This is a genomic window from Rhodococcus opacus (assembly GCF_012396235.1).
GTDB lineage: Bacteria > Actinomycetota > Actinomycetes > Mycobacteriales > Mycobacteriaceae > Rhodococcus_F > Rhodococcus_F opacus.
Map to the genome: position 1 here is coordinate 21,094 of NZ_JAAXPA010000025.1, position 23,446 is coordinate 44,539.

General features: G+C 69.4%; 24 protein-coding genes. 15 read left to right on the top strand and 9 right to left on the bottom strand.

What is annotated here, in order from left to right; translation table 11 throughout:
* Nucleotides 1-68: 68 nt before the first annotated feature.
* Nucleotides 69-2,003, top strand: coding sequence for an oxidoreductase (locus HGB39_RS27395; RefSeq protein ID WP_005573430.1), 1,935 nt, complete (start codon nucleotides 69-71; stop codon nucleotides 2,001-2,003).
* A gap of 7 nt (nucleotides 2,004-2,010) precedes the next feature.
* Here the strand turns inward: HGB39_RS27395 and HGB39_RS27400 are convergent, their stop codons facing one another.
* Entirely contained in the window at nucleotides 2,011-2,484 is a 474-nt protein-coding gene (locus HGB39_RS27400; RefSeq protein ID WP_005573431.1) for an ArsR/SmtB family transcription factor, read from the bottom strand.
* Nucleotides 2,481-3,344, bottom strand: a complete 864-nt coding sequence (locus HGB39_RS27405) for a serine hydrolase (protein ID WP_210753016.1) — start codon at nucleotides 3,342-3,344, stop codon at nucleotides 2,481-2,483. Before HGB39_RS27405 ends, HGB39_RS27400 begins: the two co-directional genes overlap by 4 nt.
* A gap of 138 nt (nucleotides 3,345-3,482) precedes the next feature.
* Between HGB39_RS27405 and purD the strand changes: the two genes are divergently transcribed.
* Nucleotides 3,483-4,736, top strand: coding sequence for a phosphoribosylamine--glycine ligase (purD, locus tag HGB39_RS27410; RefSeq protein WP_005566389.1), 1,254 nt, complete (start codon nucleotides 3,483-3,485; stop codon nucleotides 4,734-4,736).
* Nucleotides 4,737-4,817: 81 nt separating this feature from the next.
* Here purD and HGB39_RS27415 read toward each other — a convergent pair whose 3' ends face one another.
* Both HGB39_RS27415 and HGB39_RS27420 read right to left on the bottom strand, forming a co-directional pair.
* A complete protein-coding gene (locus tag HGB39_RS27415) occupies nucleotides 4,818-5,570 on the bottom strand; it encodes a 3-hydroxybutyrate dehydrogenase (RefSeq protein ID WP_005254902.1) in 753 nt (250 codons plus the stop codon).
* Nucleotides 5,567-6,955, bottom strand: a complete 1,389-nt coding sequence (locus HGB39_RS27420) for an MFS transporter (protein WP_005566390.1) — start codon at nucleotides 6,953-6,955, stop codon at nucleotides 5,567-5,569. The genes HGB39_RS27415 and HGB39_RS27420 overlap by 4 nt, the downstream gene beginning before the upstream one ends.
* Nucleotides 6,956-7,068: 113 nt before the next feature.
* Between HGB39_RS27420 and HGB39_RS27425 the strand changes: the two genes are divergently transcribed.
* From HGB39_RS27425 to HGB39_RS27450, 6 genes are all read left to right on the top strand, one after another.
* A complete protein-coding gene (locus HGB39_RS27425; protein ID WP_085999967.1) occupies nucleotides 7,069-7,995 on the top strand; it encodes a LysR family transcriptional regulator in 927 nt (308 codons plus the stop codon).
* Between the two features lie 23 nt (nucleotides 7,996-8,018).
* A complete protein-coding gene (locus HGB39_RS27430; protein WP_005566392.1) occupies nucleotides 8,019-9,185 on the top strand; it encodes a pyridoxal phosphate-dependent aminotransferase in 1,167 nt (388 codons plus the stop codon).
* Between the two features lie 124 nt (nucleotides 9,186-9,309).
* Entirely contained in the window at nucleotides 9,310-9,597 is a 288-nt protein-coding gene (locus tag HGB39_RS27435) for a PLDc N-terminal domain-containing protein (protein WP_005566394.1), read from the top strand.
* 56 nt (nucleotides 9,598-9,653) lie between these two features.
* Nucleotides 9,654-10,067, top strand: coding sequence for a DUF1707 SHOCT-like domain-containing protein (locus HGB39_RS27440; RefSeq protein WP_005254895.1), 414 nt, complete (start codon nucleotides 9,654-9,656; stop codon nucleotides 10,065-10,067).
* A gap of 107 nt (nucleotides 10,068-10,174) precedes the next feature.
* Entirely contained in the window at nucleotides 10,175-10,771 is a 597-nt protein-coding gene (locus HGB39_RS27445; protein ID WP_043789723.1) for a PepSY domain-containing protein, read from the top strand.
* A 92-nt stretch (nucleotides 10,772-10,863) separates the two neighbouring features.
* On the top strand, nucleotides 10,864-11,544 hold the full coding sequence (locus tag HGB39_RS27450; protein WP_005566397.1) for a DUF998 domain-containing protein: 681 nt from the start codon (nucleotides 10,864-10,866) through the stop codon (nucleotides 11,542-11,544).
* Here the strand turns inward: HGB39_RS27450 and HGB39_RS27455 are convergent.
* Nucleotides 11,531-12,775, bottom strand: coding sequence for an alpha/beta fold hydrolase (locus HGB39_RS27455; RefSeq protein WP_005566398.1), 1,245 nt, complete (start codon nucleotides 12,773-12,775; stop codon nucleotides 11,531-11,533). The genes HGB39_RS27450 and HGB39_RS27455 overlap by 14 nt on opposite strands.
* Nucleotides 12,776-12,956: 181 nt before the next feature.
* On the opposite strand from HGB39_RS27455, the gene HGB39_RS27460 reads away from it, so the two are divergent.
* The 3 genes from HGB39_RS27460 (at nucleotide 12,957) to HGB39_RS27470 (ending at nucleotide 15,519) form a co-directional block, all read left to right on the top strand.
* The gene (locus tag HGB39_RS27460; RefSeq protein WP_005254889.1) at nucleotides 12,957-13,586 is read left to right on the top strand and encodes a TetR/AcrR family transcriptional regulator; all 630 of its coding nucleotides are present in this window, start codon (nucleotides 12,957-12,959) and stop codon (nucleotides 13,584-13,586) included.
* 22 nt (nucleotides 13,587-13,608) lie between these two features.
* Entirely contained in the window at nucleotides 13,609-15,030 is a 1,422-nt protein-coding gene (gene purB, locus HGB39_RS27465; protein ID WP_005254886.1) for an adenylosuccinate lyase, read from the top strand.
* Between the two features lie 75 nt (nucleotides 15,031-15,105).
* Nucleotides 15,106-15,519 carry an HIT family protein gene (locus tag HGB39_RS27470; protein WP_005566400.1) on the top strand — a complete coding sequence of 138 codons (414 nt, stop codon included), beginning with the start codon at nucleotides 15,106-15,108 and terminating at the stop codon, nucleotides 15,517-15,519.
* A 33-nt stretch (nucleotides 15,520-15,552) separates the two neighbouring features.
* Here the strand turns inward: HGB39_RS27470 and HGB39_RS27475 are convergent, their stop codons facing one another.
* The gene (locus tag HGB39_RS27475) at nucleotides 15,553-16,317 is read right to left on the bottom strand and encodes an NRDE family protein (RefSeq protein WP_064080070.1); all 765 of its coding nucleotides are present in this window, start codon (nucleotides 16,315-16,317) and stop codon (nucleotides 15,553-15,555) included.
* A 98-nt stretch (nucleotides 16,318-16,415) separates the two neighbouring features.
* Between HGB39_RS27475 and HGB39_RS27480 the strand changes: the two genes are divergently transcribed.
* Genes HGB39_RS27480 through HGB39_RS27490 form a run of 3 tightly spaced genes read left to right on the top strand, consistent with a single transcriptional unit; the run spans nucleotide 16,416 to nucleotide 18,515 of the window.
* Entirely contained in the window at nucleotides 16,416-16,895 is a 480-nt protein-coding gene (locus HGB39_RS27480; protein ID WP_064080071.1) for a MarR family winged helix-turn-helix transcriptional regulator, read from the top strand.
* Nucleotides 16,892-17,737: an ABC transporter ATP-binding protein gene (locus HGB39_RS27485; RefSeq protein WP_064080072.1), complete on the top strand. Its 846-nt coding sequence runs from the start codon at nucleotides 16,892-16,894 to the stop codon at nucleotides 17,735-17,737. The genes HGB39_RS27480 and HGB39_RS27485 overlap by 4 nt, the downstream gene beginning before the upstream one ends.
* On the top strand, nucleotides 17,697-18,515 hold the full coding sequence (locus tag HGB39_RS27490; RefSeq protein ID WP_064080073.1) for an ABC transporter permease: 819 nt from the start codon (nucleotides 17,697-17,699) through the stop codon (nucleotides 18,513-18,515). Before HGB39_RS27485 ends, HGB39_RS27490 begins: the two co-directional genes overlap by 41 nt.
* 10 nt (nucleotides 18,516-18,525) lie before the next feature.
* On the opposite strand, the gene HGB39_RS27495 is transcribed toward HGB39_RS27490, so the two are convergent.
* Genes HGB39_RS27495 through HGB39_RS27505 form a run of 3 tightly spaced genes read right to left on the bottom strand, consistent with a single transcriptional unit; the run spans nucleotide 18,526 to nucleotide 22,124 of the window.
* A complete protein-coding gene (locus tag HGB39_RS27495; RefSeq protein ID WP_064080074.1) occupies nucleotides 18,526-20,178 on the bottom strand; it encodes a (2,3-dihydroxybenzoyl)adenylate synthase in 1,653 nt (550 codons plus the stop codon).
* A gap of 36 nt (nucleotides 20,179-20,214) precedes the next feature.
* Nucleotides 20,215-20,985 (bottom strand): SDR family oxidoreductase, encoded by a 771-nt coding sequence (locus HGB39_RS27500; RefSeq protein ID WP_064080075.1) that lies wholly within the window; start codon nucleotides 20,983-20,985, stop codon nucleotides 20,215-20,217.
* A complete protein-coding gene (locus HGB39_RS27505) occupies nucleotides 20,982-22,124 on the bottom strand; it encodes an isochorismate synthase (RefSeq protein ID WP_064080076.1) in 1,143 nt (380 codons plus the stop codon). The genes HGB39_RS27500 and HGB39_RS27505 overlap by 4 nt, the downstream gene beginning before the upstream one ends.
* A gap of 262 nt (nucleotides 22,125-22,386) precedes the next feature.
* Between HGB39_RS27505 and HGB39_RS27510 the strand changes: the two genes are divergently transcribed.
* On the top strand, nucleotides 22,387-23,337 hold the full coding sequence (locus HGB39_RS27510; protein WP_005566409.1) for an Lrp/AsnC family transcriptional regulator: 951 nt from the start codon (nucleotides 22,387-22,389) through the stop codon (nucleotides 23,335-23,337).
* The last annotated feature ends 109 nt before the right edge of the window (nucleotides 23,338-23,446 follow it).

The following is a 23,446-nucleotide window of genomic DNA, read 5'->3' on the forward strand; positions in this document are numbered from 1 at the left end:
GGGAAATCGCCGTGTGATGTCAATCACCTGATAATGTGAAGTGAATCCAGTTCACTTAGGAGGTCCGTGTGACGAATCCACGTGCAGCGCGGCCGCTGCAGCTCGGTTCGCTTCGGTTGGCAAACCGGCTCGTCGGTACGCCGCACGCGTCGGGTGCCGTCGCCGGCGGCCTCCCCTCACGCGGCGACGACGACTACTGGCGACGCTGCGCGGCCGGCGGTGCCGCAATGCTCATCGTCGGCGGCACGGTGGTGTCGCCCGGTTCGACCAATCGCAACGGCAACATCACCGAGGCCTGGCGTCCCGAAGTCCTCGCGGGCCTGGAGGCTCGGGCGCGGGCAATCACCGAGGAAGGAGCCATCGCGGCCTGCCAGCTGGTGCACCTCGGACGCGAAACTCTGGGCGCCGAGATGTGGAGTCACCCCGTCGGGCCGTCCGCTGTCCGCTCGCCCCGCGAACCGACGCGACCGCGCGCCCTCTCGGGCGCCGACGTCGACGCGGTCGTCGACGCATTCCGCACATCCGCGGTCCACGCGTGGTCGGCCGGCTTCCCGGTCGTCGAACTGCATGCAGCCCACGGATATCTACTTGCGCAATTCCTCTCGCCGAACACGAACCTCGGTCGAGACGCTGCGACGGGTGCTCAGCGTGTGCGGATCCTCGACCGCATCGCCTCAGCGGTCCGCGACGCCTGCCCCGGGGTCGTACTCGGAGTCCGCGTCTCTTCCGACGGCGGCGACGAGGCAGGCCTGAGTATGGACGGTCTCTGCGACGTACTACCGCACCTCTCCGATTTCGACTACGTCAACGTCACGGTCGGCGTCCGCACCACCTACGTCCGGGACATGGCCGTAACCGACCCGCCGCTGCTCGATTCGGTCGGGCGATTACGCGCCGCCGCAGTGACCCCGCTGCTCGTGTCACAGTCGTTCCGGACCGGTGCGTCCATCGAGACTGCACTGCAATCGGGAGCCGACCTCGTCGGTGTGGCACGACCGCTGATCGCCGACCCGAACTTCCCGCGGAAGATACTGACCGGCCGCGAGGCGTCGATCCGCCCGTGCGTGTCCTGCAACGAGGATTGCCGGGCATTCGACCCCGTCCTACTGTGCTCGGTCAATCCCGACCTCGCACCGCCGGGTCATTCCGCACGTCCCGCGTACCCGCTGACGCTGGGGCCCACGCGCGGGTCGAGAGTGCGGAGACGGATCGCCGTCGTCGGTGCAGGCCCCGCCGGGCTCGAGTGCGCGATGCGGCTCGGACCCGATCACGACGTCACACTCTTCGAACAACGAGAGCGAATCGGAGGCCAGCTTGCGACAGCGGCCGACGCGCCGCATCGCAGCGGCTGGCGTCGCCTCCTCGACTACTACGCCGACAACATGCCGAAGGTGGCAATCCGTCTGGCGCACACTGTGAACGCCAACGACCTGGAGGACTTCGACGACATAGTCCTGGCCGTCGGTGCCGTGGAAGAACTTCCCCAGGAATTGGCGGGAACGTCGTCCGTGCTCACCTCTCAGGCGCTGCTCGGTGGGGGAGGAGCCCTTCGCGGCGCGGGCCACGTCGTGGTGGTAGACGACGGATTTGGGCTATGGCCAACAGCGAGCGCGGTCGAAGCGGCGCTTGCCGCGGGTGCCGACCGCGTCACGGTTCTGACGCCCGCCGCGGCCTTCGCGTCGGGTCTTCCCGCGGAGGGCCGCGTGCAGTACCTGCGTCGGCTGTCGGGCGAACCGGTCGACGTGCGCGTGCTGTCGTCGCTCGTCGCGGTCTCCGACGGGTCGGTCGAGTTCGAGAACACGCTGTCGGGGGAAAGGACGCGCCTCGACGTCGACCGGGTGGTCGTGGCCGGTGAGCGGCGCCCGCGCGACTGGTCGCAACTCGCACCGGAAGGCGCACGCGTGCACGTCATCGGCGACGCTCTCGTACCGCGCAAAGTCGCACACGCCATCTCTGAAGGCCGTGCTGTCGCCTGTGAGTACTTGTTAACCGCGGGCGGTTAACAAGTACTCACAGGGGGTGTTCGCCGACATCCGCGGCGGCGAGGGTGATGACCAGCAACGGCACCACCTTCGCCGCCGCGATGCGGTAGTGGTTCCTCGACTCCTGCTCGACGATGCGTGCCCCGCCGAGGGCGCGCAGGTGGTGGTAGAGCTGACCGGGCGAGGACAGCCCGACCGCGGTCTGCAGTTCGGCCGCGCCGGCGGGACCGCGCAGCAGTGTGCGGACGATCTCGAGGCGGGTCGGATGTCCCAGGGCGGCGAGGACATTCGATACGGCCGTGGGGGACAGGTCGAGGGTTGCGCCGGCGTCGTAGCGGATTGTCCACTGGATCTCGCCGCCCAGGTCGACGGTGCCCTGATATCCGATCTGCCCGATGCTCTCGCCGACGTCGGCTGTCGGGGTTTCGGCGGGCCGGGCCGATTCGAGGGCGTGGACGCGGGCCTCGAGGTCGGCGAGCCGGGTGTCGTACTCGTCGTTCACACGGCACAACTTAGCTGCGACGTCGTGTCGGGATCGGTCATCGCCTCGGTGACCACCCCGGGAAGGTTGCCGCCTTTGAAACCCGGCCCGTCCAGCCCGGGCGGGGCGGGCTGCCATTCGAGTGTTCGGCGTGCGACATCGGAGCCGGGACCGAAGTCGCCGCTCGCGATCGCGCGGTGCAGCGACGCCAGGCCCGCGGCCGAACCCGTCACCCCGGACTCCTGGACCCGGGCCGTGACCGCCGGGAAGTTGTCGCCGGGCGACATCCGCACGACCTGTTCGCGGTAGGCGTCGTCGTGTGCGTAGCGCCGGGCGGCGTCCCACCGGGCATCCCGCGACATCGCCGGATCGAGGAGGGCGATGGTCGAGCCCAGCAGGGTCGGCACCTCCAGGTCGTCCCAGCCGCCCTGCGCGGCGGCGTCGGCGAGGGCGGCGTCGCCGAGTCGGTCGCGCAGGTAATCGGGGACGGCGTTGTCGCTCTCCTGGATCATCGCGCAGCGTTCCCACTCGGACAGCGGCACCGGCTCGGCCGGGTCGAGTTCACCCGACGCGACGGCCCGGGCGTAGGCGGCCAGGTGCACCACCTTGATCGCGGACGCCAGCGGAACGGTGTCGCCGGTGCGGTGCTCGACCGTGCGGCCGCGACCGTCGTCGACGACGAAGGCGATGTCGTCGGGGTGGGAGCCGACGTACCCGACCCATCCGGCGGCGGTCGTGATGTCGGCGGGTGGCAGCGGTGCGCATACGGCCGGCGGCGCTGCCTGCTCGTCCGAGGAGGTGGCGGTGCCGTCGGTGCTGCACGCGCCCAGGCTCACCGCGACCGCGACTGCTGCTGCGACCGTGCCCAGCTTCCTGCTCATCGAGAAGATCCCCTCACCTGTGGAAATTCGATAATCCGGAATTGCGGAATTCTAGAAGTACGGTAACCCGTACCGGCGGGAGTGTCGAGACCGCACGCTCCGAACGTCCCGTCCGGCGCGGCCCGTAGGCTGACACCCGTGCGCGTACTCGTTATCGGCTCCGGAGCCCGTGAACATGCCCTCCTTCTCGCTCTTGCTCGCGATCCAGGGGTCAGTGCCCTGATGTGCGCGCCCGGCAACGCCGGAATCGGCAAGATCGCCGAGCAGCATCCCGTCGATATCGCGTCCGGGGAGGCGGTGGCGGCCCTCGCGAAGAAGCTCGACGCCGACCTCGTCGTGGTCGGCCCCGAGGTCCCGCTGGTGCTGGGTGTCGCGGACGCCGTCCGCGCGGCGGGCATCGCCTGCTTCGGACCGTCGGCCGACGCCGCGCGCATCGAGGGTTCCAAGGCGTTCGCCAAGGACGTCATGGCCGCCGCCGGTGTGAAGACCGCGCACAGCGAGATCGTCGACTCGCCCGCCAAGCTGGACGAGGCGCTCGACCGCTTCGGGCCCAACTGGGTGGTCAAGGACGACGGCCTCGCGGCAGGCAAGGGCGTCGTGGTCACCACGGATCGGGACGCGGCCCGCGATCACGCTGCCGAACTGCTCGAGAACGGTCACCCCGTTCTCCTCGAGTCCTTCCTCGACGGTCCCGAGGTGTCGCTGTTCTGCGTCGTCGACGGCGAGACCGTCGTGCCGCTGCTGCCGGCCCAGGACCACAAGCGCGTCGGCGACGGCGACACCGGACCCAACACCGGCGGCATGGGCGCGTACACGCCGCTGCCGTGGCTGCCCGAGCAGACCGTGACCCAGATCGTCGACGACGTCGTGAAGCCGGTCGCGGCCGAGCTCGTCGCCCGGGGCAGCGCGTTCAGCGGCCTGCTGTACGCCGGGCTGGCGATCGGCAAGGACGGCCCCGCCGTGGTCGAGTTCAACTGCCGCTTCGGCGACCCCGAGACGCAGGCGGTCCTCGCCCTGCTGAAGAGCCCGCTCGGCGAACTGCTGAACGCGGCCGCCACCGGAACGCTCGATCAGGTCGCGCCGCTCGAATGGCAGGACGGCTCGGCGGTGACCGTCGTGGTCGCGGCCGAGCACTACCCGGCCACCCCGCGCACCGGCGACGTGATCACCGGCGCCGACGGTGACGGCGTCCTGCACGCAGGCACCAAGCTCGTCGATGATCAGGTGGTCTCCGCCGGCGGGCGCGTGCTCAGCGTGGTCGGAGTCGGAGCCGACCTCGACGCTGCGCGCGCGGATGCGTACTCCAAGATCTCCGCGATCAAGCTGCCGGGAAGCCACTTCCGCAAGGACATCGGACTGGCCGCTGTCGAGGGACGCATCGCCCTTCCCTGAGGTCGAAGCGCTCCAGCGGCGCAAACGACCGACAGGCGGCCACCCCCGGAACATCCGGGGGTGCACGCCTTTTTCGTCACGTCACCGGGCGGTCCATCCTCCGTCCATCGTGTAGGAGGCGCCGGTGACCATGCCTGCGTCGGCGGACGCGAGCCACGCGACGAGGGACGCCACCTCCGACGGTTCCACCAGTCGCTTGATCGCGCTCTCGGTGAGCATCACCTTCTCGATCACGTCGGCCTCGCTGATGCCGTGCACCTGTGCCTGATCCGCGATCTGCTTCTGCACCAACGGTGTCAGCACGTAGCCGGGATTGACGCAGTTGCTGGTCACGCCGTGCGGGCCGCCCTCGAGCGCCGTCACCTTCGACAGTCCCTCGAGTCCGTGCTTGGCGGTGACGTACGCGGACTTGAACGCTGATGCGCGGAGCCCGTGCACGGACGAGACGTTGACGATGCGCCCGAATCCCGTGGAGTACATGTGCGGCAAGGCGGCACGGATCAGCAGGAACGGTGCCTCGACCATCAGCGTCTGGATGCGCCGGAAGTCCTCGGGGCGGAATTCCTCGATGGGGCTGATGGTCTGGATACCGGCGTTGTTGACGAGGATGTCGGTCTCCAGCCGCAGCTCGGTGAGCGGATCGGTGTCGAGGAGGTCGACGTGCCACGCGGTTCCGTCGATTTCGTCGGCGAGGCTCTTGGCGGCCACGTCGTCGAGGTCGGCGACCGTGACGTGGGCTCCGCGTGCGGCGAGCGTCCGGGCGCAGGCCGCGCCGATCCCGCTGGCGCCGCCGGTGACGAGCGCGGTGCGTCCGGTCAGGTTCTGCTCGGTCATGCGGGGACCCCGTCCTTCGCGCCGGCAGCCTTCTCGTCGGCCAGGATCTGGGCGTCCGCCGCGTCGATCGATTCGAGCGAGATGCCCTTGGTCTCCCGGGCGACGATGACGGCGACGACGGTGATCAGGCACGCGATCGCCAGGTAGATCGCGATCGGAACGGACGAGTCGTACTTGCTGAGCAGGCTGGCCGCGATGATCGGCGCCAGCGAACCGGCCACGATCGACGTCACCTGGTAGCCGAGGGAGACACCCGAGTACCGCATGCGGGTCGGGAACATTTCGGCCATGATCGCCGGCTGGCCGGCGTACATGAAGGCGTGGAACACCAGGCCGATGATGATCGCTCCGAGGATGACGGCGTTGTGCCCGCTGTTCATCATCGGGAAGGCGAAGAAGCCCCACGTGCCCGCGGTCAGGGCGCCGATCATGTAGACGGGGCGCCGGCCGATGGTGTCGGAGAGCCGCCCGACGAGCGGGATCACCGCGAAGTGCACGGCATGCGCGATCAGCATCCACCAGAGGATCTGCGCGGTGTCGGTGTGGACGACCACCTTGAGGTAGGTGATCGAGAACGTGACCACCAGGTAGTACATGACGTTCTCACCGAAACGCAGGCCCATCGCCGTCAGCACGCCGCGGGGGTAGCGCTTGAGGACCTCGAAGACGCTGAAGGACGTCTCCTTGATGTGCTCCGCTTCCTTCTGCGCCTGGATGAAGATCGGGGCGTCCGTGACCTTCGTGCGGATGTAGTAGCCGACGAGGACGATCACGGCCGACAGCCAGAACGCCACGCGCCAGCCCCAGCTGAGGAACGCCGCATCGGACAGAGTCGTCGTCAGGATCAGCAGGACGACGGTCGCGACGAGGTTGCCCGCAGGAACGCCGGCCTGCGGCCACGACGACCAGAAGCCGCGGGACTTGTTCGGGCTGTGCTCGGCCACCAGCAGCACCGCGCCACCCCACTCGCCGCCGACGGCGAATCCCTGGATGAAGCGGAGGGTGACGAGCAGGGCCGGGGCCCAGTACCCGATCTGGCCGTACGTGGGCAGGCAGCCCATCAGGAACGTGGCCGCGCCGACGAGGAGGAGGCTGAACTGGAGCAGTTGCTTGCGCCCGAACTTGTCGCCGAAGTGACCGAAGACGATGCCGCCGAGAGGCCGGGCGACGAAGCCGACGGCGTAGGTGACGAACGCCGCGATGATCGCGTCGAGTTCGTTGCCGCCGGCCGCGAAGAAGACCTTACTGAACACGAGCGTCGCCGCGGTCCCGTAGAGGAAGAACTCGTACCATTCGACGACGGTGCCGGCCATGGATGCGCCGACCACCTTCTTCAGCCCGGACGGCGGGGCTTCTTTCGCGTGCGCTGTTTCGTCGACGCTCATCTGTCGCTCCTCGTTACACTCCGTACCCCGCTGTGACTGGGGACACAGTTCGTTGGTCCTGCCGAGTATTGATGCATATTTGTGCGCACACAATGACGCAACCTGCAGTCGGCATGTGCAAATATGCAGAAGTGACCTCCGGAACAGCCATGCCCAGCGCCGACGACCTGCTCGTACTGCTGGCAGTGGGGCGGACCGGCCGCTTCAACACCGCCGCCGACGACCTGGGCGTCAACCACACGACCATCTCGCGGCGGATCGCGAGTCTGGAGAAAAGCCTCGGCGGCCGGGTCCTCGTGAAGGCCGCGGGCGGGTGGGAACTCACCGACCTCGGGCGGCAGGCGCTGACCGCGGCCGAACGCGTGGAGGCCGCCGTCCACGGACTCGTCGCCGAACCCGGCCGCGCCGACCACCTGAAGGGCGTGGTCCGGGTATCGGCGACCGACGGGTTCAGCGCGTACATCGCGGCACCCGCCGGCGCGCTGATCCGCAGCAGGCACCCTGAGGTGTCCGTGGAGATCGTCGCGATCACCCGCCGGGCCTCACAGCATCGCTCGGGGCTCGACATCGAGATCGTCGTGGGCAAGCCGCAGGTGCACCGGGCGGAGGCGCTGTGGCTGGCCGACTACACCCTCGGCCTGTACGGCGCGAAGTCGTATCTGTCCACACACGGCACCCCGAGGCAGGTGGGTGATCTGGCGGATCATTCACTCGTCTACTTCATCGACTCGATGCTGCAGGTCGACGAACTCGACCTCGCACGCCGCCTCACCGTCTCGATGCGCGAATCGGTGACGTCCACCAACGTGTTCGTGCACGTCGAGGCCACCCGGGCGTCGGCAGGTATCGGGTTGCTTCCGTGCTTCATGGCCGACCGCCACGACGACCTCGTGCGGGTCCTGCCCGGACAGGTCGAGGCCACGCTGGCGTACTGGCTCGTGGCAAGACCCGAGTCGTTGCGCCGACCGGAGGTCGCGGCGGTGGTGGGCGCGATCAGGGAGACGGTGGAGTCGCAGCGGGACGCGTTGGCGGGGCAGTGAGCGCGTCACGCTAGCGTCAAGGGGTGCGTCCAGAATCCCAGCGGTCCAACATCCAGACCTTCCACGTGATGGACGTGTGGAAGGCCGCCACCGAACGTCAGCGCACCCACGGTGACGTGCTGACGCTCGCAGCGGGGCAGCCGTCCACTCCCGCTCCGCAGCCGGTTCTCCGCGCGACGCGGGAAGTGCTCGACGGACACCTGCTCGGCTACACGGAGACGTTCGGGATCCTGCCACTGCGGGAGGCGATCGCCGGCTACCACTCCGCCAAATCCGGTATCGACGTCGACGCCGAGGACGTCGTCGTGACCACCGGATCCTCCGGCGCGTTCACGCTGCTGTTCCTCGCCGCCTTCGACGTCGGCGACACCGTCGTGGTGGCCCGCCCCGGCTACCCGGCCTACCGGAACACGCTCGCCGCGCTCGGCTGCAACGTCATCGAGATCGACTGCGGAGCAGACACCCGGTTCCAGCCGACGGTCGCGATGCTCGACGCCCTGCCCGAGCCGCCGGCCGGACTGATCGTCGCCAGCCCCGCCAACCCCACCGGCACCGTCATCGACCCCGGCGAACTGGCCGCCCTCGCCCGCTGGTGCGACGACCACGGGACGCTGCTGATCTCCGACGAGATCTACCACGGCATCGGATACGGCGAGCAGGCGATGACGAGCTCGTGGGAGACGTCGCGTGAATCCGTCGTCGTCGGATCGGTGTCCAAGTACTTCTCGATGACGGGCTGGCGGCTGGGCTGGATGCTGGTCCCCGAGGGGCTGCGCCGGCCGCTGCAGCGCCTGGCCTCGAACATGACGGTGTGCCCGCCGGCCATCTCCCAGTACGCGGCGATCGCCGCGTTCACCGAGGAATCGAGGGCCGAGCTCGACGGCCACGTCCAGCGCTACGCCGTCAACCGGGAGCTGCTGCTCACCGGGCTTCCGGAACTGGGCATCACCGACCTGGCGCCCGCCGACGGCGCGTTCTACGTGTACGCCGACATCGGGCACCTGCTCGGCGGATCCCACGGCGGCACGTCGACGGAATGGTGCTCGCGACTGCTGCAGGACACCGGTCTGGCGCTGGCCCCGGGCATCGATTTCGACACCGTCCACGGCGACCGGACGGTCCGGCTGTCGTTCGCCGGATCCACCGCCGAGGTCCGGGAATCGCTGGTGCGACTGGGTCGCTGGCTGTAGGCGGAGTTTCCCGACGACAGCTCTTGCGGCACCGCCGCAGTTGGCTCTTGCGGCGCCGCCGCAGCAGTTGTTCGATGGACTTGGGCGCACTGCGTGTTCGGTGTGCCAGGCAAGGAGAACGGCGATGCTGTACATCGCGTTGTTCGCATTCGTGTTGTGGGTCCTCTGCTTCGCCGACGCCATCACCACCGCCGACGACCAGTTCCGGAACCTCTCGAAGGAGGGCTGGCTGGTGATCGTGCTGCTGCTTCCGCTCGTCGGCTCGGTGTTGTGGCTCGTCGTCGGACGGCCGCCGAAGGACCCGGGCGATCGGCTGCCCGCCGACCCGGAGGAAGCCGAGTTCGTGCGGCGGTGCCGGGAACGGGCGGAGGAGCAGCGCCGGGAAGGTTTCCACGGGCACGACCAGGAGTAGAAGGCCTACACTGTGGCTAGGATTACACTGTTACACACCGGCCCTGAGGCGACGACATGAGCGACATCAGTCATCCACAGCCACCCGTTCCCGGCGGAGTCCGCATCGGGACCGTGGAACGGGAGCAAGCCGCGGCGGCACTCGCCGAACATTTCGCAGCCGGACGGCTCGAGACCGACGAGTTCGACGCGAGGGTGCGCCAGGCGTACCTCGCCAAGACCGCCGCCGACCTCACGCCGCTCTTCGCGGACCTCCCGGACGAACAGCGCTTCGCGCCCGAACCCGATCGCGTGCGCCGCGATCCGGGACGGGAGGCCGCGGCGCTGCGGACGCTGGTGTTCGTGGTGGCCGTGCTCGCCGCGATCTTGTGGGTCGCCCTGGTGCGCGTCCCTCCACTCGTCTTCCTGCCCATAGTCTGGCTCGTGCTGGCCCGTCGGGGCTTCGGCAGGCGGTCGTGCCGAGCGTGGTGACGCGCTGACTCGGACCGGCGAGAACTGCGGAAAACTACCGCGAGGTCGGTTGTCGCTCCCGTACTCTGACAGGCAGGTCCACGCCGTCGAGCGATCGAGGAGCCACGATGACCACCAGAATTGTGCGATGTGCGAGCCTGATCCCGGTTGTCGCGGCGTCCGCGCTGGTGCTGGGTGGATGCGGTTCCGACAGCAGTGACACCTCGTCGACATCTGCCAGTGCCACGGCGTCGGCCACGGCCACGACGGCGGCGCCGACAACCACGGGCACGGCGGTGGCGTCGGCGGTCACCAAGCAGCAGGCGGAGCAGATCGCTGTCGGGGCAGTCCCGGGCGGCACCGTCTCGAACTCCGAGGAACAGCAACGGGATGGAAAGACGGTGTGGCATGTCCACATCCGCGACACACGGGGCTACGACTACGACGTCGACGTCGATGCGGCGACCGGCGCGGTGGTCCCCGAGAGCAGGGACGGGGAGACCACAGCTGCACCCGCACCCGCTCCTCCCGCCGGCGGAGCGGTGACCCAGCAGCAGGCTGAGCAGATCGCTGTCGCGACAGTCCCGGGCGGAACGGTCGCGAACGCCGAGGAGCAACAACGGGACGGTAAGACGGTGTGGCACATCCATATCCGCGACGCCAAGGGCTGGGATTACGACGTGAACGTCGACGCGTCGACAGGAGCCGTCGTTCCCGACAACTGACCGCAGTGGGTAGAACGACCCATGTTCCGCCCGGGGCGAGATGGGTGAATTTTCCGATGCCTGGGCGGTGGCGTCGCTCTAGCGTCGATGGCATGGTCACCACGTCAGTTCTCGTGTCGCGCCCCGACTTCCAGCGGTGGGCCGCCCGTGCGGGCGCAGCGGGACCGCTGGTGTTCACCGCGGGGTTCGTCGCCCAGGAGGCAGTCCTCCGGGACGACTACAGCCCGATCGCCGACCCGATCAGCGCCCTCGAGGCGGACCCGAGCGGGTGGATCCAGCAGCTGAATTTCCTGGCCTTCGCCGCGCTACTGCTGATCTTCGCGGCCGGACTGCACCGCGGCATCGCGGCGACGCGCTTCGGCTGGGCGGGGCCGGCCCTGCTCGGCGTGGCAGCGGTGGGGCTGATCCTCGCCGCCGTGTTCCCGTTGCGTGAGGATCCGGCCGGGGAGCCCTACGACCCTGGCCACCATGTGATCTCGGGGATCACGTTCTTCTCCTGTAGTGCCCTCGCCCTGGTGATGCTGTCGCGCCGGTTCGCCGCCGATCCGCGGTGGCGCGGCCTGGCGCGGTACGTCGGGGTCGTCGGGGTGGTCGGACTGGGGTGCTTCGTGATGCTGGGCCGGTTCGCGATGCCGGAGGATGCCCCACTGCACGATGTCGCCGGGCTTCTCCAGCGGTTCACCCTTCTCGCCGTGACGTTCCCCGCGCTGGTGACGATCGCCCTGCGGCTCCGTCGCCTCGCCGGCCGACCCCCGGTGCTCATCCGGTCGTGAAGACCGGCATCTGCACCCGCGCGAGGCAACTCGTGTGGTAGCCGCCGGCTGGGTTCTCGAGGAAGCCGACCGTGACGGCCGGGGCACAATCCGAGGACTGCAGTACGTCGTGACCGAGCCCCGGGAACTCGAGGACCTCGGACCGCGACAGGGTTTCGGCCGCGGTCCGCGCCTGCGACGGCGGGGTGACGGCGTCGAGTGAACCGGTGAGGAGCAGGGCCGGCACGTCGCTCGCCGTGGGCTCGTGCACGCGGGCGTCGGACGCGGGCACGCCCCAGACGTCGCAGTCGTCGAAGATCCGGGCCGCCTGCGGCACCAGCGACAGCACGGGGTCCGGGAAGTCCCGGAGCACCCGCTTCGCGGTGGCGGCAACCCGCTCACGGTCGGTGAACGCCGTCTGCTCACCGCCCACCCCGAACGTCAGCCCGCAGCCGATGAGGCCCGGCGGTGTCACCGTGCCGAGCAGCGCGGTGGCGGCCCGGACGCCGTCGCCGGTGGCGGTCGAGTGGATGAGCGCGGGAAGCCCTGCGTAGTTCCCCGGCGCCAGACTCTGCTGGATCACCAGATTCGTGAACGTGTACCCGTCGAGGACGACGCGCCTGCCGGACAGGCCGACGGTCAGCGGCGAGGCGGCCAGCCGGTTCACGGTCCCGGTGAATTCGTCCTGCAGCCTGGGGTAGGCGGCGGCGCATGCCGGCTGAGCGGCGCACGCGTCGAACAGTGCGCGGTATCCCTCGGCGGCGCCCGGCCAGAAGCCCTCGATGATGTTGCTCTGCGTCGGTACGACCGAGTCCAGCACGACGCTGCGGATGCCGTCCGGGTGGTCGCGGAGCAGCGTCAGCGCGAGGTGGGTGCCGTACGAGACGCCGTAGATGTTCCACTCGTCGAGGCCGAGCGCCACCCGCAGATCCGCGACGTCGGCGGCGTTCGCGGTGGTGTCGTACGCGCCCAGGTCGTAGCCGCCACCGGCCGTCCGGTCGCGGCACGATCGGGTGGCCTGGACGTCGAGCGGGTCGGGTCGCGGGGTCGGAGACGTGGCAGCCAGTCGCGTCACGGCCAGGTCGATCCGTCGTCCGTCCGGACGCGATCGGTCCTCCGGCACGGTCAGGGTGCCACAGCTGAAGCCGGGTCCGAGATCGAGTTGCGGCACCCCGGCGACGTTCGGGGACGGGCACGCCGCGGCGGTGTACGTGGCCGCGGACGAGGGGTCCGGATCCCGGTGCGGAGCCACCCCGGGATCCGCACGCCGACACCAGGCCCATCGGCGCGGTCACCGCACATCCCAGGGCCAGCATTCGCACGGACACCCGCATGGTCCCGACGCCCCGCGGGTGGCCTCCGCAGCCCACATACTTCGCGGTCTGTCGTCCAATTTGCCCTGGTGCGGCACCCGCGGCTGGCAGGATGAATTGGTGTCATCTGCGGCAACTCCGAAGGGCGAACGGCGCCGACAGGCGCTGGTCGAGGCTGCCGCCGATCTGTTGCTCGAGGGCGGATTCGACGCGGTCCGGCACCGCTCGGTGGCCACCCGGGCCGACCTTCCTCTCGCGTCGACCACCTACTATTTCGAGTCGCTGGACGACCTGATCGCGAAGGCCGTCGAATGCAACGGCAACCGTGATCTCGCGGTCATGCGCGGCCGCGTCGACGACGTCACGCACCGGCGCCGCGGTCGTGAATCCACCGTCGACCTCCTCCTCGACCTACTCGTCGGACCGGCTCTGATCAGTGAGGACTGCCGCGAGAGGCTGATCTCCCGGTACGAGCGGTTCACGGCCTGCGCGCGTCGCCCCGAACTGCGTGAGGTCCAGTTGCGGTTGCGCGCACAACTCGACGACGTACTCACCGAGGCCCTGCGACGCTCCGACCGCGACGTCCGGCAGGAGCAACTCCGGCGGCTCGTCGCCGTCGTCGACGGAGCCCTGGTGACCGCGCTCGGCGAACACGACCCCGACCTGCGGGCCCTCGCCCGGGCCATGCTGCTCGACGTCGTCGACGTCGTCGCGCCCGCCCTGGACCGGCCGGACCACGTCGAGCTGTAGCACCGCCGTAAACTGAGGACTCGTGAGCCGCATCCCGAACGTCCTTGCCAACCGTTACGCCAGCCCCGAACTCGTCGAGTTGTGGTCGCCCGAGCACAAGATCGTCCTCGAGCGTCAGCTGTGGCTCGCCGTGCTGCGTGCCCAGGCGGAACTCGGGATCGACGTGCCGGCCGAGGCGCTCGCCGACTACGAGCGGGTGCTCGAGCAGGTGGACCTCGACTCCATCGCCGACCGTGAGCGCGTCACGCGCCACGACGTGAAGGCCCGCATCGAGGAGTTCAACGCCCTCGCCGGGCACGAGCAGGTTCACAAGGGTCTGACCAGCCGCGACCTCACCGAGAACGTCGAGCAGCTGCAGATCCTGCGGTCGCTCGAGCACGTGCACGCGCACGGTGTCGCGGTCGCCGCCCGGCTGGCCGAGCGGGCCGCCGAGTACGGCAGCCTCGTCATGGCCGGCCGGTCGCACAACGTCGCGGCGCAGGCCACCACACTGGGCAAGCGGTTCGCGTCGGCGGCCGACGAACTGCTCGTCGCGCTCACCCGGCTGCGCGAGCTGATCGACCGCTACCCGCTGCGTGGCATCAAGGGCCCCATGGGCACAGCGCAGGACATGCTCGACCTCCTCGACGGCGACGCGTCCAAGCTGGAGGCGCTCGAGCAGAAGGTCGCCGAGCACCTCGGCTTCTCCCACGTGTTCACGAGCGTCGGTCAGGTGTACCCGCGGTCGCTGGACCACGACGTGCTGTCCGCGCTGGTTCAGGTGGCGGCCGGGCCGTCGTCGTTCGCGCACACCATCCGCCTGATGGCCGGCCACGAACTGGTCACCGAGGGCTTCCAGCCCGGCCAGGTCGGGTCGTCCGCGATGCCGCACAAGATGAACACCCGTTCCTGCGAGCGCGTCAACGGACTGCAGGTCGTGCTGCGCGGGTACGCGTCCATGGCCGCCGAGCTCGCGGGCGCGCAGTGGAACGAGGGCGACGTGTTCTGCTCGGTGGTGCGCCGCGTCGCACTGCCGGACGCGTTCTTCGCGATCGACGGACTGATCGAGACGTTCCTGACGGTGCTCGCCGAATTCGGCGCCTACCCCGCCGTCATCGAGAAGGAACTCACCCGGTACCTGCCGTTCCTCGCCACGACCAAGGTCCTGATGGCCCTGGTGCGGGCCGGTGTGGGCCGGGAGACGGCGCACGAGGTCATCAAGGAACACGCCGTCGCTGTCGCGCTGGCGATGCGCGAAGAAGGCAAGGAACCCGACCTCCTCGACCGACTGGCCGCCGACGACCGCCTGCCCCTCGACCGGGCCGCCCTCGACGAGGCCCTCGCCGACAAGAAGGCGTTCATCGGTGCCGCCGAGTCCCAGGTCGCCACGGTCGTCGCGCAGGTGCAGAAGCTCGTCGATGCCAACCCCGAGGCAGCCGCCTACCAGCCGTCCCCGATCCTGTAGGCGCGTAGCGCCCGTGCGCCTTTTTGGTAGCGGGGGCTACCGAAAAGGCGCACAAGCACCGGAGGTGCCTAACCCGTGAACTGCATTTTCTGCGAGATCGTGTCGGGCCGATCCGACGCCAGCGTCGTGCACGAGGACGACGACGTGATGGCGTTCATGGACATCCGGCCGTGGACCTCCGGACACCTGCTGGTGGTCCCGAAGCGGCACGCGACCGGGCTCGCCGACCTCGACCCGGGTGACGGAGCGGCGGTGTTCGCGGTGGGGCAGCGCATCGCGACCGCGCTGCGCCACGGGCCGATGCGGGCTCAGGGCGTCAACCTGTTCCTGGCCGACGGGATCGCCGCCGGCCAGGAGGTCTTCCACGTCCACCTGCACGTCGTTCCCCGCACGGCCGGTGACGGGTTCGGGCTGCGCGGAATGCCGAAGTCGCCGAGCCGGATCGCGCTCGATCAGACGGCGGGCGTCATCCGTTCCTCCCTCACCTGACGTGAGTGGCAAAGCGCGCGGGAGCACACTTTGTCACTCACGTGCGGGGTAGTGGACCTCGCCGGTGCGGCCGTTCTCGTCGAACCGTCGTTCGGTGATGTCGAAGGTGCCGTCCGGCCGGACCCGCAGCAGTGTCGACGCCCGCGTCCCGTAGTCGCCGTAGTGAATGAACCGGGACGACAGGGCGCGTTCGAGTTCGGGTTCGATGCCCGTGTCGGGCAGCGCCTCCCACGGTGCGGGGTCGCTGTCGGCGAGCACGTCGAAGTATGCCCCCGGATCCGCATCGGGGTTGCCGTCGTCGGCGGCGAGTGCAGCGGCGAACGCCTGCTTGCCGCCGGTCACCTTCGGCCAGGGCGTGTCGAGTTCGGCGTTGGACAGGCCGTGGACGCCGGGTTCCACTCGCTGCCGCCGACCGTGGGGCCGGTTGGTGGCCCACCACAGTTCCGCGGGGTCGCCGACGAGCAGGTTGAAGCTGCCGTACTCGGCGCCCGTCGCGGCCACCTGTGCGGCGTAGTCGGCGGGGGACAGCCGACCGCGGAGGTAGTCGACGGGCAGGGCCCCACGCGACCGTGCCCCGGTCGAGGGTGCGCCGTTGCGGACGTTGGTGACGGCCGCGAATCGCAGGGAGTCGGCGATTCCCATCCAGGTGCCGCCGGCGAGTAGATCGCGGCCCGCGACGAACCCGTCGTCCCACCTGCTCAGCGGTTCGGTGGGGCGGGTGTAGAACTCGTCGCGGTTGGCCGCGACGACGAGGGGGAGGTCGGGGCGGGTATGCCAGGCGAACAGGACCAGGCACATGCAGACGTCTCCTCGTCACCTCGATCATCCGAACTCGGTGTGCATGCCCGAGCGTAGCTGCCCTCGAAATACCTCTGAAACAGAGCTATATTGAATCCATGGCACAGAACGAGTCGCCTGCCGAACAGCTCTTCGCCGCAATCGGATTGCTGCGCCGGCACACGCGCCGGCGGGTCGGGCGGCCGTGGCCGGAGACACCGTTGACGGGGTCGCAGGTGGAGTTGGTGCGGCTGCTCCGCCGCAGGCCCGGCACGTCCGTGGCGGAAGCCGCGGCGGCCCTGGGCCTCGCGGCGAACACCGTCTCCACCCTCGTGCGGCAACTCACCGACGCCGGGCTGGTCGAACGGGTGCGGGACGAGTCCGACCGTCGCGTCGCCCGCTTGGCGCTCACCGACGAGGCACGATCGCAGGTCGAGCGTTGGCGCGACCGCCGCAACATCGAGGTCGCGGCCGCATTCGACGGACTGAGTGCCGAGGACAGGCAGGCCATCGAATCCGCGATACCCGCCATCACCCGCCTCGCCGGAGCGCTTCACCCGGATCAGGCCGGGCCGAGCGATCAGGAGGTCGTCAGATGATGTTTCGCAGGGCGCAGACCGCCGCACGACAGCGGCCGGCCCACGAGGCGCTGGCACTGTCGCACGTGACCTACTCGTTCGGGGACTATACCGCGGTGAAGGACCTGAGCCTCGTGATCGAGGCGGGGGAGTGCTTCGGCCTTCTCGGCCCCAACGGGGCGGGGAAGACCACCACGATCCGACTGCTCAACACGCTTCTTCCGCTGCAGGACGGCGACGTGAGCATCTTCGGGTACGACGTGCGCACCCAGGCGATGGCCGTTCGACGGCTGCTCGGGTATGTGCCGCAACAGTTGTCGATCGAAGGCGCGCTCACCGCCCGTGAGAACGTGTCCTGGTTCGCCCGCCTCTACGACGTACCCCGGTCCGAACGGCGGCGCCGGGTGGACGAGGTACTGGAGATGGTGGACCTCGCCGACGTCGCCGACCGGGTGGCGTCGAGTTTCTCGGGCGGCATGGTCCGGCGACTCGAACTCGCGCAGGCGTTGGTCAACCGGCCGTCGTTGCTGGTGCTCGACGAACCGACGGTCGGGCTCGATCCGGTGGCGCGGGATTCGGTGTGGGCCCGCGTCACCGAGATGCAGAAGCAGTACGGGATGACGGTCCTGCTCACCACCCACTACATGGAAGAGGCCGAGGCACTGTGTGATCGGGTCGCGTTGATGCACCGCGGCGAACTGCGGGCGGTCGGTTCCCCGTCGGGGCTCGTCGCCGAACTGGGGCCCGACACGACGCTCGATGACGTCTTCCGCCACTTCACCGGTGACAGTCTCACCGCCGACGAGAAGGGAGGGCTCCGGGATGTCCGTAGCGCCCGCCGCACTGCCCGCCGTCTGGGCTGAACCGCCGACCCGGGGTGTGCTCCGGTTGTCGTCGCGGATCGTCACGTTCTGTCTGGTCGAGCTGCAGAAACTCCGCCACGACCGCACCGAGTTGGTGACCCGGGCGATCCAGCCGATCCTGTGGCTGGTCATCTTCGGAGAGACGTTCAGCCGCATCCGCGCGATCCCGACCGGCGACGTCCCCTACCTGGACTACCTGGCACCGGGCATCATCGCCCAGTCGGCGCTCTTCGTCGCGATCTTCTACGGCATCCAGATCATCTGGGAACGCGACGCAGGGGTCTTGACCAAGCTGCTCGTGACACCCACGCCGCGGGCGGCTCTCGTGACGGGCAAGGCGTTCGCGGCCGGCGTCCGCGCGGTCACCCAGGCCGTGGTCGTCGTGGTCGTGGCTGCGCTTCTCGGGGTCGGGATGACGTGGAATCCGGTTCGTCTTCTGGGTGTCGTCGCGGTCGTGGTGCTGGGCGCGGCGTTCTTCTCGTGCCTGTCGGTGGCCATCGCCGGGGTGGTGCTCAAACGTGACCGGCTGATGGGGATCGGCCAGGCGATCACGATGCCGCTGTTCTTCACGTCGAACGCGCTGTACCCGGTGGAACTCATGCCGGGGTGGGTCCAGGCGATCAGCCGCGTGAACCCCCTGAGTTACGAGGTGTCCGCACTCAGGGGGCTGCTGATCGGCCAGCCCACGAACTACTGGCTGGACTTCGGGGTGCTCGTGGCAGCCGCGGTGCTCGGGATCGCCGTCGCGTCCGCGCTGTTGGGGCGACTGTCCCGATAGCCGGGTCGGGTCACGAGGCCACGAACGTCTTCTCCAGTGCCCGCCGCAGATCGGACCTGCTGATCTTGCCGACCCCGGTGACCGGGAACTCGTCGACGAACACCACCTTGTCCGGCACCTTGTAGTCGGCGAGTCCGCGGTCGCGGACGAACTTCTTGAGTTCGACGGCCTTCGGCTGCCCACCTTGCACCACGACGAACGCGCAACTCCGTTCGCCGAGATACGGGTCGGGCATCGACACCACCGCGACGTCGGCGACGGCGGGGTGTGCGAGCAGATGGTTCTCGACCTCTTCCGCGGCCACCTTCTCGCCGCCGCGGTTGATCTGATCCTTCGCGCGGCCCTCGACGACGAGGTAGCCGTCGTCCGTGAGCCGGACGATGTCGCCGGTGCGGTAGAAGCCGTCCTCGGTGAAGGCCGTCGAATTGTGTTCGGGAGCCCGGTAATACCCGCGAATGGTGTACGGACCGCGGGTGAGCAGATGACCGGACGTGCCGTTCGGGACGGGTTCGCCCCGGTCGTCGACGACCCGGACCTCGTCGTCGGGGCTGATCGGTCTGCCCTGGGTGGTGACGATCGTGTCTTCCGGGTCGTCGAGCCGCGTGTAGTTGACGAGTCCCTCCGCCATCCCGAAGACCTGCTGCAGCGTGCACCCGAGTTCGGGACGCACCCGCTTCGCGGCCTCGGCGCTGAACTTGGCACCGCCCACCTGCAGCACCTCGAGGCTCGAGAGGTCCCGTTCGGTGCGACCACTGGCGGCCAGCCAGGCCAACGCGAGCGGCGGCACCAGAGACGCAATCGTGACGCCCTCCTTCTCGATGAGCGCGAACGCGGTGTCGGGGCTCGGATCCGGCGCGAGCACCACGCGACCACCGGCGTGCAGCACGCCGAGGATGCCCGGTGAGCTCATCGGAAAGTTGTGCGCCGCAGGCAGAACGACGAGCATGCGGGTGCTCTCGTCGACGCCGCAGATGCGGTCCGACTCGCGCACCGAGTACAGGTAGTCGGTGTGGGTGCGCGGGATCAGCTTCGACACCCCGGTGGTCCCGCCCGAGAGCTGCAGGAACGCCACGGATTCCGGACCCACCGCCGGCCCGCCCGAGATCGGTTCCGCCGCCCGCAGTTCGTCGAGTGGCGTGAACTCCTCCGCGTCCCCGGCCACGATGATCCTGGGCGGATTCTCGGCCGAGGCCACCACGTCGCGGGCAAGTGTGCGGTAGTCGAATCCGGCGTGCGTATCGGTGACGACGTAGGCCGCGGCGTCGGTGAAGCTGCAGAAGTAGGAGATCTCCTGGACGCGGTGCGCGGGCAGCGCGAACACCGGCAGTGCACCGAGCCGGAAGACCGCGAAGATCACCTCGACGTACTCGACGATGTTCGGCAACTGCACCACGACCCGGTCGCCGGGCTGCACCCCCGACGACTGCAGCCCGGCGGCGAGCCGGTCGGCGCGGTCGGACAGTTCCCGGTAGGTGACGGCACGGTCCGCCCCGGACGCGTCTGGTCCGGTCACGGCGATCGCGTCCCCGAATTGCTCGGCGCGGGCGCCCAGGAACTGCTGGAACGTCTCGTCCGTCCAGTACCCGGCGTCACGGTAGCGTGCGGCGAGGTCGGCGGGGTAGCCGACGGTGGTCTCCAGGGGAGCGCGAACGCTCGTGGTCATCGAAAGTCCTTTCACGGGCACGGCTGTCCGGGGTCGTCAGGCTCGGAGGGTAGCGCCGCCGTCGACGTAGAGCGCCTGCATGGTGATGTGACGTGCCCGATCCGACAGGAGGAACTCGACGGCGTCGGCGATGTCGGCGGCGTCGGCGATGCGGCCCAGCGGGATACCGACCTTGAACGAGCCCAGGTCTCCGTCGATCGCTCCGCGTGCTCCGGCGTCGTCGGCGGGATCCGACCACAGCGACCGCTGCATCGCGGTGTCCGTCGAGCCGGGGGCGACGATGTTGGCGCGGATCCCGTATTCGGCGAGTTCGAGGCCGAGTACCCGGACGATCATCGAGACGGCGGCCTTGGACGCGCCGTACGCGCCCATTCCGGTGCGGGGGACGCCCGCGGCGTTGGAACCGACCACGACGATGGAACCGGCTGCACGCTCGCGCATTCCGGTGCCGACCGCCCGCAGCACGTTGACGAGGCCGGTGACGTTGACGTCGAACACGCGCTGCCAGCTCTCGGGGTCGGCGTCGAGAACGGAGCCGGTCTCGAGCACACCCGCCACGTGCGCGAGCGCGGTGATGGGTCCGTGCTGGTCCTCGATCCGGCGGACGGTGTCGGTGACGGCGGCGGTGTCGCGGATGTCGGTGACGGCGGTGCCGAGCGGCGGAGCGTCGAGCAGTGCGGCGGTGGCGGCGAGGCCGTCGGCATCACGATCGAGCAGTACCAGGCGGTGGCCGGACCGCGACAGCGTGACGGCCGTGGCCCGTCCGATGCCCTGGGCCGCCCCGACGACCAGTGTCGTGCCGCTCATCGGGGGAGTCCCAGTGCGGCGAGGACGGTGCCCAGTTTGGTTGTGGTCTCGGCGAGTTCGTCGTCCGGTTCGGAGGCAGCGACGATGCCGCCGCCGGCGTACGCCGTGACGGTGGTGCGGTCGGCGTCGATCTGCGCGCACCGGATGGTGACCATCCATTCGCCGTCACCGTCGGCGTCGGCCCAGCCCACGGCGCCGGCGTAGAAGCCGCGGTCGCCCTCGAGTTCGCCGATCAGTGCACGCGCGGCGTCGGTGGGGGTGCCGCACACGGCCGGGGTCGGGTGCACGGCGACGGCGAGGTCCAGTGCGGTCACCGAGCGGTCCCGCAGTCGTCCCGATACGGGTGTGCCGAGATGCCACAGTTGCGGTGTGCTGGTGAGTGTGGGCCGGTCGGGGATGTCGAGTTCGGTGCAGAACGGTTCGAGGCTCGCGCGCAGCGCGTCGACGACGAGGGCGTGTTCGCGCAGATTCTTCTCCGACGCCGCGAGGTTCTCCGCGGTCAGCCTGTCGATCTCGGGATCGGTGTGCCGGGGAGCGGATCCGGCGAGCGGATGGCAGGTCACGGTGTCGCCGCGGCGACGGATGAGCACCTCGGGACTCGAGCCGACGAGGTGCCGTCCCGACCAGCCGGTGCCCGCGGCGCTCAGATCGACGCTGAAGCCGTTGCCGCCGAGGTCGTTCGCGACGAGTTGCGCGAGCAGTGCGTGCGGATGCAGCGGTTCGCCGGCGTGCAGGACGACCGATCGGGCGAGCACCACCTTGTGCAGTGCGGCCTCGGGCTCTCGCAGCAGGTGAATGGCGGCGGTGACCCGGGCGACGTGCTCGTCCTCCGGGGGAATCGACTCGCCGGCGCGTATGTGTGGAAGGGCCTGCCGACGAGGGGACCAGCTTCGCGGGTGATGACGCAGCGTCTGTGGTGCGATCAGCGCGGCGGGATGTGACGGGTCGAAGGCGAGCGCGCCGACCACCGACGTCGCGGTGCCGCTCCGCAGGGCCGCGGCGGCGTCGCGGGCGGAGTCGTAACCGGTGCGGATGCCGTCGGCGATCACGGTGCCGTGCGGGCGGGAGAGAACGAACGGCGCGCCCGGCGGGAGGTCCACCGAAGTCTCTGCGGACTCGGCAACGGCCGTCGACTGCATATGCGATCACCTTTCGTAGCGGACAACTGCGGTGCGCGTGGCGATGCGCACCGTCACGTTCAGACCATATACGGTTAGCCTAACCTTTGGTGATTCAGCGTGTCCGCCTGCGGTTCTGGTGCGAGGCGTATTCCGTTGCAGACCAGCAGTTTCGAGTCACGACGCGCGGGCCCGATATCACCTGCGAACAGGTCTGGATTCTCGCCACCACCGACTGGCCTACCATCGCATGCACACGTTGCATGGAGGGCAGGCGGCTTCAATGACCGAACGCAGGTTCTCGCTCGATCAGCGGATCGTCGCCGCCCTCCAGGTCGACGGGCGATGTTCCTGGAGCCGAATTGCCCAGGCGCTCGGCGAACCCGAGCGGAACGTGACCCGGCACGGCATCGCGCTCCTCGAGTCCGGGCGGGTGGCGGTCACCGCCGTCGCGAACAGCGGCGGCACCGCGATCGTGCGCCTCCAGTGCTCCCCGGGAACGGTGCGGGTGGCGGCGAGCGCCCTCGCTCAGCGCAGCGACTGCATCTTCGTGTACATCCTCACCGGCACCGCCGACTGTGTGGCCGAGATCCACGTGTCCCGGGATCGCCTCCCGAAGCTCGTCATGGACGAACTGCCCGCGACGATGGGCGTCGTCCGAAGCTGGACCGACCCGGTGCTGCGGTACTTCCGCACGGTCCGCGAATGGGAGGCCGGGGTGTTGACCCCCGCCGAGAAGGACGCGATCGGCGGGGTGTCGCCTCCGGCGACCTTCCTCACGGACCTGGAACGCGGCACCCGGGATCCCGTCGACCGGACGATCATCCGCGAGCTGATGCAGAACGGGCGGGTGGGCACCACGGCGCTCGCCCGGACCGCGGGTGTCTCCGAGGCGACGGCCCGGCGACGTGTCCAGTCGCTGCTCACCGAGGGTGCGATCAGCCTCCGGGTGGTGGTGGATCCTGCCCTGTTCGGGCTGCGTGCCGAGGCGATGCTGTTCATCAAGACCCAGCGCAACCGGATCGAACCGCTCGTGCGGGGGATGCTCGAGATGCCGTACGTGCGGTACGCCGCCGGCACGGCGGGCGAGTACCAGGTGGTCGCGAACATCGCCGCGCCGGACGAGTCGGTGCTCTACGACTACATCACGACCGCGCCGTGGGTGGCGGACGCGGCGGCCCTGGAAACCAACATGGTGGTGCAGGCGGTCAAACGCAGCGGACGGACAATGTGACGGATTTCGACATCGGACCGCCCCTCCGGCGCGCCTGATTGCGATCTCCGACATGCTGGTGGCCGATTTCGCCGAACCTCGTACAGCGGTTGAGTGCTGTGATCCGCAC